Source organism: Flavobacterium sp. LC2016-12, assembly GCF_015351595.1.
Lineage (GTDB): Bacteria > Bacteroidota > Bacteroidia > Flavobacteriales > Flavobacteriaceae > Flavobacterium.
Genome location: NZ_JADKPT010000002.1, coordinates 282596 through 297740 on the forward strand (window position 1 = coordinate 282596; position 15145 = coordinate 297740).

Annotated in this window: 9 protein-coding genes; 1 reads left to right on the forward strand and 8 read right to left on the reverse strand. The window is 35.7% G+C overall.

Annotation, left to right across the window (positions count from 1 at the left end; all coding sequences use genetic code 11):
• Nucleotides 1–377: 377 nt before the first annotated feature.
• From IRZ99_RS05625 to IRZ99_RS05660, 8 genes are all read right to left on the reverse strand, one after another.
• Nucleotides 378–2360: a glycoside hydrolase family 127 protein gene (locus tag IRZ99_RS05625; RefSeq protein ID WP_194656326.1), complete on the reverse strand. Its 1983-nt coding sequence runs from the start codon at nt 2358–2360 to the stop codon at nt 378–380.
• 12 nt (nt 2361–2372) lie between these two features.
• Nucleotides 2373–3353: an arabinan endo-1,5-alpha-L-arabinosidase gene (locus IRZ99_RS05630; RefSeq protein WP_194656327.1), complete on the reverse strand. Its 981-nt coding sequence runs from the start codon at nt 3351–3353 to the stop codon at nt 2373–2375.
• 96 nt (nt 3354–3449) lie between these two features.
• Entirely contained in the window at nt 3450–4409 is a 960-nt protein-coding gene (locus IRZ99_RS05635) for a glycoside hydrolase family 43 protein (protein WP_194656328.1), read from the reverse strand.
• A gap of 134 nt (nt 4410–4543) precedes the next feature.
• On the reverse strand, nt 4544–6157 hold the full coding sequence (locus tag IRZ99_RS05640; protein WP_194656329.1) for an arabinan endo-1,5-alpha-L-arabinosidase: 1614 nt from the start codon (nt 6155–6157) through the stop codon (nt 4544–4546).
• 12 nt (nt 6158–6169) lie between these two features.
• Entirely contained in the window at nt 6170–7717 is a 1548-nt protein-coding gene (locus tag IRZ99_RS05645; protein WP_194656330.1) for an alpha-N-arabinofuranosidase, read from the reverse strand.
• Between the two features lie 61 nt (nt 7718–7778).
• Nucleotides 7779–8789: an arabinan endo-1,5-alpha-L-arabinosidase gene (locus IRZ99_RS05650; RefSeq protein WP_194656331.1), complete on the reverse strand. Its 1011-nt coding sequence runs from the start codon at nt 8787–8789 to the stop codon at nt 7779–7781.
• A 184-nt stretch (nt 8790–8973) separates the two neighbouring features.
• Nucleotides 8974–10533 (reverse strand): RagB/SusD family nutrient uptake outer membrane protein, encoded by a 1560-nt coding sequence (locus IRZ99_RS05655; RefSeq protein WP_194656332.1) that lies wholly within the window; start codon nt 10531–10533, stop codon nt 8974–8976.
• Between the two features lie 30 nt (nt 10534–10563).
• Nucleotides 10564–13620, reverse strand: a complete 3057-nt coding sequence (locus tag IRZ99_RS05660; RefSeq protein WP_194656333.1) for a TonB-dependent receptor — start codon at nt 13618–13620, stop codon at nt 10564–10566.
• Nucleotides 13621–14187: 567 nt separating this feature from the next.
• Here IRZ99_RS05660 and IRZ99_RS05665 point away from each other — a divergent pair.
• Complete coding sequence (locus IRZ99_RS05665) at nt 14188–14877, forward strand: NUDIX domain-containing protein (protein ID WP_194656334.1); 690 nt, start codon at nt 14188–14190, stop codon at nt 14875–14877.
• Nucleotides 14878–15145 lie beyond the last annotated feature (268 nt).

Genomic DNA, 15145 nt, shown 5'->3' on the forward strand with positions numbered 1-15145 from the left:
TATGGCACGCGGATTACACTGATTCATTAAAGTGAAAACGCGGATAAAAACGGATTTTTATTTTTATAAACTTTAACTTTATTTTTTTAAACACATAGAGACATAGAATTTGATAGCTTAAGAAAAGGCATTTCATTTGCTTGAAGACACATAGCTATGTGTTCAAATCTAGATTTGTTTAAAACTCTTTTTATTCATTTTAAATTCTATGATTCTATGTGTTTAATTTTTTTCTCGCAGATTCCGCAGATTGAGCAGATTTAATTCTCTAATCTTAAAATCTGCAGCTAAATCTTGATTCTTTCTTCTTGCCTCTATTTTCTATGTTCTATTCTCTATGTTCTATTCTCTATGTTCTATTCTCTATATTCTATTCTCTACTTATAATCCAACCAAACTTTCATTTTCCCAACACCTCTGTTTGACCAGCTGTAATATGGAATTGCTTTGAATTTTGAATTCTCAATAACATTTACTCGTTGCAACAAATTGGCTTCCTTTTTTACTTGGAAAGTATCTGAAGAACTCACGTTTATTTTATCGAAATTGGTTTTGTTGTCAATTTCTTCGACTGCGTAAACAATTGGCCCATATTCTAAAGAAAATTTATTTTTGTTCGTTTCTACTTTTGAATTGGTTTCTACTTCCTGAACTTCCATTGGAAAATTAAGATTGATTTTATCTCCTTTTTTCCAATTTCTGGTTACGACGAAATAACCCTCTTGTGGTGCAATCGCCAATGTTTCGCCGTTTACATTAATAGTTGGTTTTTGAGTCGAAGCTTTTTTATAAGAATATAAATCGCCTGGCAAAACTTCATTTCTTGCCCAACCCGGAACACGAAGTTTGATCGTAAATTGGCTTTCTTTTTTCGGGTTAACCGAGATTGCTACTTTTCCGTTCCAGGGATATCCGGTTTGCTGAGAAATCTGCAAATCTGTTTTTCCAACTTTGAAAGAAGCATTGTTTGATGCATACAAATTCACATACAAAACATCATTTGATTTAGAGTAAATCAATCCCGGAATAGAAGGTATAAAACGAATTAAATTCGTTGGACAGCAAGAACAGTCAAACCAGGCCTGACGTGTACAAGATCCTCTGTTTGATTTAAAAACACCATCAGCTTCTAAGGCATTTGGATAGAAAAATTGTTTTCCGTCTAATGAAATTCCGGAGATTAATCCATTGTACATCGTTCTTTCGATTACATCAAAATATTTCGAATTTCCAGATAAATTATGCAATCTGTGATTCCAATACACATCGCCAATTGCGGCGCAAGTTTCATTGTAAGCCGTCAGATTTGGCAATTCGTAATTCGCTCCAAAAGCTTCTCCGTCATGTCTTGATCCGATACCGCCCGTGATGTACATTTTTTTGTTGACCATATTATTCCATAAATTATTTATGGCATCGGTATAACCTTTGTCTTTGGTCATCGCCGCAACATCGGTCATTCCAGCGTACATGTAAACAGCTCTTACAGCATGGCCTACCACTTCATTTTGCTGTACAACCGGAATATGATCTTGTGCATATTCTCCATATAATTTATGATTGTTCGGGTTTCCGCGATTGTCTAAAAAATACTTCGCCAGTTTTAAATAATCTTCTTTACCAGTAATTTGATACAATTTGATCAAACCCGTTTCTACTATCTGATGTCCCGGAACACCTTTTACCTGACCAGGGCCATCTCCAAAAGTTTTCACTAATAAATCGGCATTTTTGATGGCGATGTCAAGGAAATTTCTTTTTCCTGTAGCTTCATAATGTACGACAGCAGCTTCTATTAAATGTCCGGAATTGTAGCATTCGTGACTGATTTGTAACGATTCCCAACGTTTTCCTTCAATAACGGGAACCCAGGTACATGGCGGTTTTGCCGGATTTATGGTTCTCCATGTTGTTAGATAACCGTCTTTTTCCTGACCAATTTTCACAATGGCAATCAACGAATCTAAAACGCGTTCTAATTTTGGATTTGGTGCAGAGATTAAAGTATTCGATGCGCCTTCAATAATTTTATAAACATCTGTATCATCAAAAGGCATTTCTCCTCTTACTGTTCCTGTTTTTTGTTTTCCTGCGATTAAAAAGTTTTCAAAACGGCCTTCTTCATTGCATTTTTGAATGGCATAAGCAATCGTAATTTCCTGTACTCTTTTGATAATTGGCAGCCAAAAAGAATCGGATAATTTTACATTTTGAATGTTCACCGGTTCTATTTGATAACCCGCTTTTAAAACTGAAGTTTTATCGCCAGGCTGCACCACCTCGTTTTTGGTTTCTTTACAGGAAATCAAAATCAGAAGTGAAATGAAAATCGTTAGTATCGGAAAATTATATTTTTTCATTGTATTGCTATTCTATTTTAAAACGGGCCATAAATTGGCGTCCCACTGCATTTCTTTAACCACTAATCTTGGTGTTCCGTTGGTTTTCTTTTCGTAAGCATGGTAAAAAATATAATCTTTGCCATCAAACGTGTAAGCGCTGTTGTGGCCTACGCCAAAGTAATTCTCGTCGCCCTGAACGACTAAACTTCCACCACCTTCATTTAATGGTTTTCCGTCTTTATCGACATAAGGTCCGGTTACGTTTTTTGATCTTCCAACGACAACCTTATAAGTGCTTTTTTCTCCGCGACAGCATAAATCCCAAGAAAGAAATTGGTAGTAATAACCGTTTTTCTTGAAAATAAATGGAGCTTCCAATGCGCCATCTCCCGGATCAGAATCTGCTAATTCAAAAGTTCTTTTGCGTTTCGAAATCGTATGCCATTCCTGAGGCTGTGCAATCGATTTTAAATCCGGATTTAATTTTACCAATTTTAATCCTTCCCAAAAAGAACCAAAGGATAACCATGGCGTATTGTTTTCGTCAAAAATTAAATTTGGATCTATGGCATTCCACATATCACGGTTGGGTTGTGACTGAATAACGATTCCCTGATCGACCCATTTGTAATTTTTATCTTTTGGATCTAATGTTGTATTGGTCGCTACACCAATTGCCGATGTATTTTTGGCGAAAGCCGAAACGGAATAATACAGATAGTAGGTATTGTTATGAAACGAAATATCTGGTGCCCAGATATGATTCTTAAAATCGGCAGCAACACCATCTGCCCAAACTGGCTTATCGGCAAAAACCTGCGGCTGCTTATCCCATTTTTTTAAATCTTTGGAACTAAAAACACTAATTCCGTTACCTGTACAATACAGATAATAAGTGTCTTTTTGTTTGATGACAACCGGATCGTGCACGACAATTTCCTGCGCAAACGAAACTGAAGCTATAAGCATCATTAAAACAGAAAGTATATATTTTATGTTTTTGTAAACCATATAAGTGATATAAGAAATTTAAGTTTGGCTTTTACTCTGAAAACTTTTTAGATCATATAAGCAAACCTGTAAACTGTGACTGCGAATGTTAACTATTTATTGAATTCCTTCAGAAGTCATAACCACTCGTTTCATAGTTCCGTCTTTGTTATAATATAATTTATCGACACAGACTGATCTTCTGAAACTTCCTCCGTCTGGTTGGGTTGCACCGTTGTGATAAATAAAATACGATTGCCCTTTAAAATCAATTATTGACTGATGATTCGTGTTACTGTTTCCGGCAATTTCATTCAAAATTCCTTTGAATTCCCATGGACCCGTAATTGACTTACTCATGGCATAAGCGATTTTCTCCGGAAATTCATAAGCATAGGATAAATAATACCAGTTTTTATGTTTGTGAATCCAGGGTGCTTCTGTAAAATGAGGCAATTCTTTTATATGATGAATCGGTCCATCTAATTCGATCATATTGTCTTTTAATTTAGCATAATGGCAGGCTGTATTTCCCCAAAACAAATAGGCTTGTCCATCTGTGTCGATATAAACTGTCGGATCGATATCGTCCCAGCTTATATCGCTGAATTTGGTCATATCGTTTGTGATCAAGGCTTTTCCTAAAGCATCTTTAAATGGTCCGGTTGGGCTGTCAGAAACTGCAATTCCAATTGATTTTCCATCTATAGATCCGTGATGAACCGTTACATACCAATAAAATTTTCCGTTTTTTTCGATTACTTGCGAAGCCCATGCATCACCTTTTGCCCAAGCAAAATCAGTAACTTTTAATGGCACCGGATGTGATTCCCATTTTTTCATATCTGACGAAGAGTAAACGACCCATTCGTTCATTTTATAAAAATGAAAATCTTTTGGTGCTTCGTCATGACCGGCGTATAAATACACTTTATCCTTGTAAACCAATGCCGCAGGATCTCCTGTATATTGATCTTTTATAATTGGATTATTGAATTTTGCCGGATCTACTTGTGCAACTGCTGTTGTAACGGATGCAATCAAAACTAGGGATAGGCTTGTAATTAGGTTTTTCATTATGGTTTTATTTTGGCGATATAATGCAATAAAAATCTATTTAATACATTCTTTTATTAGTCGCAATATTTTTTCACGCAGATTTTGCAGATTTAATTTTAATCTTTTTAATCCTTTAATCTGTGGCTACTATTTTAATTCACTTTCTTACCCCAAACTGGTAATCCGGCAGCAGTCAAACCAGAATAACTCAAGGTTACTTTTCTAGTTGCTGATTCCCAATCCCACGCATCCGTAACGTTACATTTTACACCATTTACGGTTAAGATTTTTTTGGCACTGTCGTACGACCAGGTACCGTTTGCATCACCACTCACTTTTTTATCGGCCGTCAAATTTAATGTCACTGATTTTTGAAGTGTTTTGTACTGGTAATTCATGGTAATCTGTTCCCAGGTTCCTATGAAATTGGCGTCAGAAATAGTCGTTGTCGGAACTCTGGCATAACGTTCTGCTTCTACAACTGGCCAGCCATCTTCTGTCCATTCGATACCGCGAACATGTCCCATCATTATCGCATTTGAAACTGCAATTCCAAGAACGCCTTCCGGTAAACGGGCTTGCGATGCATAAAACCATTTTTTTGTATCCGGATTTTGAAAAACGGCACAGTGCGCAAAACCAACCCAGCCTGTATGATTTTTAAATTGATAGGGATGTGTTAGCATTGGAAAACATTCTGCTCCGTTTCCAATACTCATTCCTGTACTGGTAAGATAGGGTCCTAAAATGTTTTTTGAACGTGCAACACGTGTATTATACGCCACTGATAATTCGTCATAAGCCAGGAATAAATAGTAATACTGAGTTTCCGGATTATACATAATTTCCGGACCTTCAAGTGCCTGCCAACGATTTGTATTAACATTTCCTCGGCCGGCAATTCTTACTCCGTAATCCTCAATTGTTTTTAATTTATCAGGTTTTCCGGTTGTCGGATTCAGTTTTAAAGCTGCAATTCCGGAATGCCATGAACCGTAAATTAAATATTGATCGCCTTCGGGAGTCTGAATAAAACTTGGATCGATGGCGTTGAATTTAAAATAAGCATCCCAATCATTTCCTCCGTTTCTAACATAGCTTTTTACCCCGTCAGGTTCAGAACACACCACCATTCCTTTATCAACCCAATTGTTTGAAGCCAAATCATCTGTTTCGGCTAAGCCAATAAAAGCACGTTCTGACCAGGAAGTATTCGTGTCTGTTCCTACAATTGGATTCGTTACGACGATACTGTAATACATTCTGAATTTGTTCCCCACTTTACGAACACATGGTGCCCAATAGCCATAATTTGGATTTTCGATTGGAGGCAAAGCCGGAGACATTCTCGCTCTTTTATTGTTCAAAGAATCTTTTACCCAAGCCGGAGCCTGCGTCATTGAAGATCCCATGAATTCCCAATTGATTAAATCTTTAGATCTTCTGTAGAAAAAATGTCCGTTGCCTTCATGTGCATTTCCATAAGAAGCATCGGTTTGGTACATATAATAATATTCACCCGATTTTTCTACAGATGGATCGTGCACGTTAGCCAAATTCCATTGCTTTCTGCTGCCCCAACTTGAAATTGAAGTATAATTATCGGCATAAGTTGGCCCTGGAAAAGCAGGTGTAACCACCGGGGGATCAACCACCGGACCCGGATCTGGGGTTACAGGTGTGTCTGGATCACTGGAACAGCTGACAAATGCAATTGACAACAGACCGATGTAGACAATTTTTAAAATGGAATTGGATTTTTTCATTTTTTCTATATTTTATTTTCCTTCTAAAACAACAACTGAGAAAGGAGGAATAGTAATTTCAAGTTTTCCTTTTTTGTTTTCGAAACCTTTAAAAACTGTTGGAACAATTTTGTTTGGTGTATCGAATGAATTGTAATCTTGTAATTTTGCTGATGTTACAATCGTTCCTGTAAAGTTTTTTACTCCAAGATCCTTAACATCAATCTCTATTTTGTTTTTGTTTTTAGCGTCAACATTTACCAACGAAATATGAACTGCTCCGCTTTTGTCTTTTGAAGCTGAAGCTGATACCGCAGGAAGTGTTTCTCCTTTAAAAGTATACAATGGCGATTGGAAACTTAACGGTAATAATTTAGCATCCTGATGAACGCTGTACATTTTCATTACGCTATACGTTGGCGTAGTAATCATTTTTGCTTTATCCGTAAGGATTACGGCTTGCAACACGTTAACACATTGTGCTAAGTTTGCCATACGAACTCTGTCTGCGTGATTGTTGAAAATATTTAGAGTTGCTCCGGCCAAAACAGCATCTCTCATCGTGTTTTGTTGGTATAAAAATCCAGGATTTGTTCCTTGTTCTACTTCGTACCAGCCTCCCCATTCGTCAACAATCATGGCAACTTTTTTCTCAGGATCGTATTTGTCCATAATAGCGCTATGTTTTGTAACTAGCTCTTCCATTTTTAAAGCAGACTGCATGGTTTTGAAGTAACCTTCTTCTGTAAAATTTCTGTCATCTCCTTTTTTGCCCCAGTCGATTACGGCATAGTGGTGTACTCCAACTCCGCCTAACATGTTTAGCGGAATGTTTTTCATTAAAACTTCTGTCCAATTATAATCGGCACTGTTTGATCCTGAAGCAATTCTGGTAATTCCTCCAGTATTTTCCCAATCCGACATGAAAGTGGCAAATTTGCGGTATTCTCCGGCATAGTATTCTGCTGTCATATTTCCTCCGCATCCCCAGGCTTCATTTCCAATTCCCCAGAATTTAACTTTCCAAGGTTCTGTTCTTCCGTTTTTTTTACGCAAATCACTCATCGGACTTTTACCGCTGAAATTGGTATATTGAACCCAGTCAGACAATTCCTGAACCGTTCCGCTTCCAACATTTCCTGATAAATACGGTTCTGCTCCAAGCAATTCGCACATATTCAGGAAATCATGGGTTCCAAAACTGTTATCTTCAGTTACACCACCCCACCATTTGTTTACAATAGTTGGTCTTTGTTCCTGAGGGCCAATTCCGTCTTTCCAGTGATAGGTATCGGCAAAACATCCGCCAGGCCATCTTAAATTTGGAATTTTTAAATCTTTTAAAGCAGCCACAATATCATTTCTCACTCCTTTTGTATTTGGAATTTTTGAAGTATCTCCCACAAAAAATCCACCATAAATACAGCGTCCTAAATGTTCCGCAAAATGCCCGTAAATGTTTTTATTGATCGTTGGCGCATCTGCATTATTTTTAATAGTTACTACTGTGGTTTCATTCTGGGCAAAACTTGCCTGATTACAAAGAGTAATAAGAAATGTAATTAAAAGTGCTTTTTTCATAACGTGTTTTTAAAGATTACAAAGAGGAAGGCTTTATGAAACCTTCCTCTGAATATTAAAATTAATAAGAAAGTGTAGGCCACCCTGATGACCATGTGAAATATACAATTTCTAGTTTTGGATTTCCATTGTCAGCTCCATCATAATAATGAACCGCTCCTTTTTGTGTTCCTGTAATTCTTGACAAATGCCCTGGGCCGATATAATTTCCTTGTGTTGCCAAAACTGTTGTTCCGCCTCCACTTTTTAAATTGACTCCGTTTTTATCTGTAAAAGGGCCAAACGGACTTGTTGAACGCCCCACTACAATATAATACGTACTGTTTACACCATTACAGCAAGAACCTCTGTTTACGAACATATAGTAATAACTTCCTTCTTTAATTAAACAAGGAGCTTCCCATGAAGCACTGCTTCCTCCGGCAACAATAGTTCTTGTTCCGGTTGGTTTTCCAGTTGAAACATTAATCTGAACAACACCAATACCAGCATGCCAGGAACCATAAGCCATATAAACATTGCTTCCATCTACTAAAATAGAAGGGTCAATTGCATTTACATCTGAAGCAGATGATGAGGCCACAACAAGTCCTCTGTCTGTCCATTTTGTTCCGGCACTTTGCGAAATAGAAGGAGCCGTTACCAACCCTATTGCAGAAGTTGCAGATCCAAAAGTCGAACAAGAATAATACATATTCCAGCGATTGTTAAACCATGCCAAATCCGGTGCCCAGAAATTTTTAGTAAAACCAGGAACATAACTTGAAATCCAGCTTGGAGTTGAAGTGAACACTGATGTTCCCCAAGTCCAGCTTGTTAAATTTGTTGAATAGGTCATGGGTATATTATCACCTGTTGTGAACACATAATAATTAACACCGCTTTTAATAATTGTACTTGGGTCATGCGACGGAACATTGCCGCTAACCGTTTTTGCTGTTATATTTTTTACCTGAGAATTTTGAGTTTCCGCTACTGTGGCAACCTCATCGTTCGAAGGGATTATAGTATCTTCATTCTGGCAACCTACTAATAATACTGCTAACAAAACCAAACTTGTAATTGTTTTCATTTATGATAAAATTTAGTTACTGTAAAAAATTCATTACTCTATAATCGTATTCTTTTTTTAAGATAATATCATATGACAGATTTTTTTCCTGCCATATGATATTAGGTATTCTAACTAATTCAAATAAATATTAGTCTCAGTCTCAGCTTTCAGTCACACTGTGAACTGAGACTGAAAACTGTTTTTAATAACTGTCATTTTGAACAGTTCCCGGATTGTTATCCATTTCTAATTGTGGAATTGGGAAATATTCTCTTCCTGGTGTATAAGAATTAAACTCAGCATCTCTTGCTTTTAACCACGCTAATTTTGTTGGATTTTGAAGCCATCCCCAACGACGAATATCATCAAAACGGTGACCTTCAAGTGGGAACTCTAAAAATCTCTCATGTCCAATTTGTTCTCTCATCTGTTCTTGTGACATTCCAGGTTTTGTAGTTGCTAAATTTGGAAGACCAACCCTGTTTCTTACCATTTGAATATATGAGTAAGCTCCAGGAGTATCACCTGTTTCATTTAAACATTCTGCATACATTAAAAGAATATCTGCATATCGTAGCAAACGCTCATTAATTCCGGAACGCCAATCGTATTCATCTGCAAATTCTCCGTCTGAATTTTGGTATTTTCTACAGAATAAGTCATTTAAATCGGCTGGACTGGCAGCATAAAATGTCGCAAAATCTTTACCGTATAACTTTACTCCAGGTTTATTATAAAATATAGTGGCATCTAAACGAGGATCTACTGTATTTGCAGCAGTTTTTTCCTCTTGATACTCATTAAAAAGTGCCCATGTTGGCTGAACGTCAGTCCATCCGAAAGCTCTTGGAGCATAAGTAATCGCACGTGCAGAAGTTTTCCCCCAACCTGAAGCCGGAGCACCACCCCAACCTAAATCTACACCACCTGCGTCTCTACTAAATTGTACTTCGAAAAGAGATTCCGAATTATTTTCATTAGCTGTTGTAAAGTTGTCGCGATAATTTGAAACCAAAGAATAAACTCCTAAATCTATTACTTGTTTGAATGTTGTTTTTGCATTGGTAAAATCTTTAGTAAACAAATACGTTTTTCCTAAATATCCTAAAGCAGCTCCTTTTGTAGCACGTCCTTTTTGACCTGCATCCAGACCTGAAACACCGTTGTATGAAGTTGGAAGTAACTCTGCTGCAGCTTTAAAATCGGCAATAACCTGAGCCCATCCTTCAGCCTGTGTTTTCTGCGGATAATATACCGCTAGTTCTGTTGGTAATGGTACATTTTTAAACATGTTTACCGCATGAAAAAGAAACAGTCCTCTTAAAAAATAAGCTTGTCCCAGTATTCTGTTTTTAAGTGCTGCATCTTCAAATTGAATAGCCGGTACATTTGCTAAGACCTGATTTGCGCGATATATTCCCTGATAATACGTTTCATAAGCCCATCCATAAATAGCAGCATCCGCTACATTTGAGTTAAAGTGACCTACATTGTACATTGAACCCCAAGGACTGTTAGTACGCGAATCATCCGCTTTTACATCTAATAAAAGTGGGGTACTACGCATATAAGTTCCATCTGTTAATAAACTTCCGTAAGCGGCATTCACACCTTCAATTGCATCCTGGTCTGTTTTCCAGAATGAATCAACTGCATCATTATTGGGGTCAATTTGAGTCAAATCTTCATTATCAACACAGCTTGTTGTTACAACAGCCAGTGAAAAGAAAACAGCTATATAATTAAATATTTTATATTTCATTTTAATACGTTTTTAATTGGTTAAACCGGTTTAGAAATTCACCTCTACTCCTAAAGAAATTGTTCTTGGATTAGGGAAAGATCCTGCATCATATCCTCTTGAAAGTAATCCATCACTTGTAAAATCCGGATCATATCCAGTATACTTTGTAATAGTCCATAAGTTTTGACCGTTTACATACACTCTGGCTTTTTGGATAAATTTATCTTTCAAAGGAATATTGAAACCCATTTCCATAGTTTGCAATCTCACATAATCTCCACTTTGTATAAATCTGTTAGAATCTCTACCATTTCCATTTGGGTCACCAATTACCGGTGCAGGAACATTTGTGTTTGTATTGGTTGGTGTCCAGTAGTTCAATTCATCTGTACTGTGATTGGTATATTGTCCTATCATTAAATTGCGGTACATGGCATTGAAAACTTTGTTTCCTCCCGCACCTTGCCAAAACATTGAGAAGTCAAAGTTTTCATAAGAGGCACTAAAATTCATTCCAAAACCATATTTAGGAATAGATACTCCCTGAAAGGTTCTATCAGAATCTGTGATTATTCCGTCGCCGTTTACATCTTTAAATTTTACATCTCCGGGAGCTGCACCTGTTTGTGTTGGAGAAGCCGCAACTTCAGCTGCATTTTGAAAAATACCAATAGCTTCCCATGCAAACAGCTCTCCAACTGATCTTCCTACCTCTGTTTTTGAAACTGCTCCATAAATAGGATTTCCTGTAGCGCCAATTCTGGTTACTTCATTTTTTAAAGTTCCAAAGTTACCTGAGATATCATATTTAAATTTATGGTGGTGATTACTATATGATGCTGTAAACTCAAAACCATTATTTTCCATATCTCCTGCATTTGTTGTAATATTTGCCGGAAAAGCTCCTGTAGAAAATGGTAATGGAACTCCTACCAACATATCAGTAACTTTTTTTGTAAAATATTCTGCTGTAAACTGTAAGTCATTATTTAAAAATCCTAACTCCAATGCGATGTTTTTACTGGTTGTTTTTTCCCAGTGTACATTAGGGTCAAGTGCAGCAACTACAGTTGTTCCTGGAGCTAGCTCATTGTTAAAATCATACCCGGCAAAACTGTTTACCGTTGAAGCAAAAAAGTACTGTGGAATTGTATTGTTACCTATTGTACCATAACCACCTCTAAGTTTAATATTGTTTACCCATTCTGGCAAATGCAGGAACTTTTCGTTACTAATTTTCCAACCTCCTGAAAAGGAGTAGAAATTTGCAGAATTATTGATCTCACTGAAAAGAGACGTTCTGTCCTGTCTAAAGTTAGCCTGCAATAAGTATCTGTCATCATAAGCGTAATTTAATCTGCTGATGTATGATATTCCAGTAATCGTAAATTTATATTCACTTGCATTTCTTGCATCAGCATACTGAAGCATTGGAATTTCTCCCGGTGTATAGCCTACACCTCTTGAGTTGTATCTGTGATAGTCTCTCTTTTCCTGAATCCAGCCTGCAAGAGCATCAATTTTATGTTTTCCAACTGTAAGATCATAAGTCAATAAATTATTCACGAAAGTTCTTAACTCATTTCCGGTTTCTACATCTAATGAAGCTTCGTCATTTGTAGTAATATAATACCATCCTAAATCACTCGGCGGTATAAATTTTCTGTTTTCCCAGTCTGTTCTGTCATAACTGACATCTAATTTGTATTTAAGACCTTTAACAATTTCAAATTCGCCCCAAATGTCCCCCATGAAACGGTTTCTCTTTCCGTTATTATCAATCAGGTTGTTATATCCAATTGGATTCATTGAAATTGCGCGTTGCGTCAGATTATCTGTACCTCCGTAGCCCCCCAATCTATTAGCATCATAAACTGGCATTGTTGGTACAGCAGTAAGCATATCACTAATAAAGGTTTGTCCTGCATTATACTCATTAAAAAGCTCTTTATCAGACTGTGTATAAGCAATTTTAGCTCCATATTTGAATTTTCCTTTTTTACCATTCAAATTCAAATTGGTCGACAATCTCTCATACTCTTGTGGTGTTTTTAAATAACTAGTGTTTTTAAAATAATCAATGTTCATGCTATAAGCAATACTTTCTGCTCCACCATTAAAAGTTAAAGCCTGATTTTGTACTACACCCGTTTGCATTGATTCTTTTTGCCAGTCTGTATCTAAATTATTAATATAGGATGGACTGTTAGGATCATTTCCAGGAGCGATACTTACCGGAACTCCGGCTCTAAGATCTCTGTTTCTTTCTGCTTCGCTGGTAATTTTCTGATATCCTAAGCGATCCGTTACATCCCATTTTTTTGCTACATCCTGAAGTCCAACAATAGATTTAAACTTAACATCCATTCTGCCTGCTTTTCCTTTTTTAGTTGTAATAATAACAACTCCGTTTGCTCCACGAACACCATAAATTGCAGCCGAAGAAGCATCTTTCAAAACTTGCATCGATTCAATTTCTCCCGGTGCAAAATCATAAGGTGCATCAACCATAATTCCATCAATTACAAAAAGAGGATTGTTATTTGTGAATGAAGTTATACCTCTAATTTTAACATTTACAAAACCTCCAGGCTCTCCAGATGATTGTACTGTTACACCAGGTACTTGCCCCTGAAGCATTTTTGCAGCATCATAGGTTACTGTCTTTTTAGCTGATTCTAAATTTACGACACTTACAGATCCTGTTAAGTCAGATTTCTTTTGTGTTCCGTATCCAATTACTACTACTTCATTTAATTTGTTAGTATCTTCACTTAATACAGCATTTATTTTTAATTGACTTCCAATCGTTACTTCCTGATTTTGAAAACCTAAAAATGAAAAAACTAATACATCGTTTGGTGATGCTTTAATAGTATACTCTCCATCAAATCCAGTTACGGCAACTGTTTTTGTTCCTTTAATCATAATGTTCACTCCGGGCAATGGTAATTTGTCTTGGGCCGAAGTAACAACTCCGCTAATCTCTTTGCCTTGGGCCGACATTTGATTAACAGAAAATAATAGCATCATTAATGCTAATAGCCATTCTTTTTTTGGCAATAAAAAATTGCAATAAAAAAATAATCGTTGGTTTGTTATCATATTGGTTTTTTTAAGGTTGGTTAGTTGTGTAATTATAAGTGTTAATTCTACATTTGTAAATTTAAATAAAAAAAAACCTTAAAAACAAATTAAAATCATAAAAAAAAGCGACTAAAAAAGTACATATCGTAATTTAAGTGTCAAATAAACATTTAAAAGTTGGTGTTTTTTTCAAAAAAAGCGCATTTTTTGAAAGTTAATTGTGTAAAATTTACACTTTTCATTAAAAAGCAACTTTTTAAGCAAAAATTAACATCTGCTAAAAAAAACGAAAACGTTGTAATTTTGAAGAATTTAAACAATACAAAATGCTGTTTTTGTAAATAAAATCCTGTTTTTGACTTCGCGTTTTTGAGTGTTTAAATGTCTTTCTTTCAAAAAACCATCGTGTAATATTCTGTTTTCGTCTTAAAACTATCTTTAAAGAGAAAAAAGAGTGTTATTTTTTTCTAAAAAGTCTTTTTTTTAACGTTACTTTTGAGTAGTTATACATATAAGTGTGTAAAACACATTAATAAATTATGAAACATATTCAGAAGTTTATATATTTACCATAAAAAATTTATTATGCTAAACAGTTATAGCTCTGCCGATAAAGTCCTATTAGCAGTAGATTGTATCATTTTTGGATTCGACCATGAAGGTTTAAAAATTCTTTTGATTAAAAGAGATTTTGAGCCTGAAAGAGGAAAATGGTCTTTGATTGGAGGGTTTCTAAAACGTGATGAAGTACTCGACAACGCGGCTATAAGAATATTGCATACTTATACAGGTTTGCACGATATTTATATGGAGCAATTACATGCTTATAGTGAAATTGATCGTGACCCGGTCGAGAGAACTATTTCTGTATCTTATTATGCCTTAATCAATATTGAAAATCACAATACGGAACTTATTCAAAATTATCATGCGCAATGGTTTAGTATAACCGATGCTCCAAACTTGATTTTTGACCACAACGAAATGGTAGATTTTGCCATTAGAAGGTTACGTTACAGAACTTCAATTAAACCAATTGGGTTTGAATTGTTGCCTGAAAAATTTACCATGCGTCAATTATTAGAATTGTATGAGGCAATTTTAAGCAAAGAATTAGACAAACGTAACTTTATCAGTAAAATTAATTCATTAGAAATTCTGAATAAATTAGAAGAAAAAGATATGCAATCTTCTCGAAAAGGTTCGTATTTGTATACTTTCAACAAAGAAAAATATGAAGAAAAATTACTAAATGATTTTGTACTTAATCTTTAGGATAAAAGTTTCACGCAGATTTTAAAAGATTTAAGCAGATCTATACAGATTATTTCATCATTTTAATCTTTTGTACCGATAGATGTGGGCGTGACTATTTTTCTTTTACAAAATAAAAAACCCTGAAAACTAAAAGCTTTCAGGGTTTTTACTTCAATAAAACTACTATTAAAAACTAAACAAATTTATTTTGAAAAAATAATCTCTCGCAGATCCTGCAGATTCAGCAGATTTTATTTCAATCTTGATCATCTGTTAAATCTGCTCT

Excerpts from the sequence above, each read along its gene's own strand:
- IRZ99_RS05625 (WP_194656326.1), bottom strand. The coding sequence starts at position 2,360 with ATGAAAAAATATAATTTTCCGATACTAACGATTTTCATTTCACTTCTG.
- IRZ99_RS05660 (WP_194656333.1), bottom strand. The coding sequence starts at position 13,620 with ATGATAACAAACCAACGATTATTTTTTTATTGCAATTTTTTATTGCCA.
- IRZ99_RS05645 (WP_194656330.1), bottom strand. The coding sequence starts at position 7,717 with ATGAAAAAAGCACTTTTAATTACATTTCTTATTACTCTTTGTAATCAG.
- IRZ99_RS05665 (WP_194656334.1), top strand. The coding sequence starts at position 14,188 with ATGCTAAACAGTTATAGCTCTGCCGATAAAGTCCTATTAGCAGTAGAT.
- IRZ99_RS05650 (WP_194656331.1), bottom strand. The coding sequence starts at position 8,789 with ATGAAAACAATTACAAGTTTGGTTTTGTTAGCAGTATTATTAGTAGGT.
- IRZ99_RS05640 (WP_194656329.1), bottom strand. The coding sequence starts at position 6,157 with ATGAAAAAATCCAATTCCATTTTAAAAATTGTCTACATCGGTCTGTTG.
- IRZ99_RS05630 (WP_194656327.1), bottom strand. The coding sequence starts at position 3,353 with ATGGTTTACAAAAACATAAAATATATACTTTCTGTTTTAATGATGCTT.
- IRZ99_RS05655 (WP_194656332.1), bottom strand. The coding sequence starts at position 10,533 with ATGAAATATAAAATATTTAATTATATAGCTGTTTTCTTTTCACTGGCT.
- IRZ99_RS05635 (WP_194656328.1), bottom strand. The coding sequence starts at position 4,409 with ATGAAAAACCTAATTACAAGCCTATCCCTAGTTTTGATTGCATCCGTT.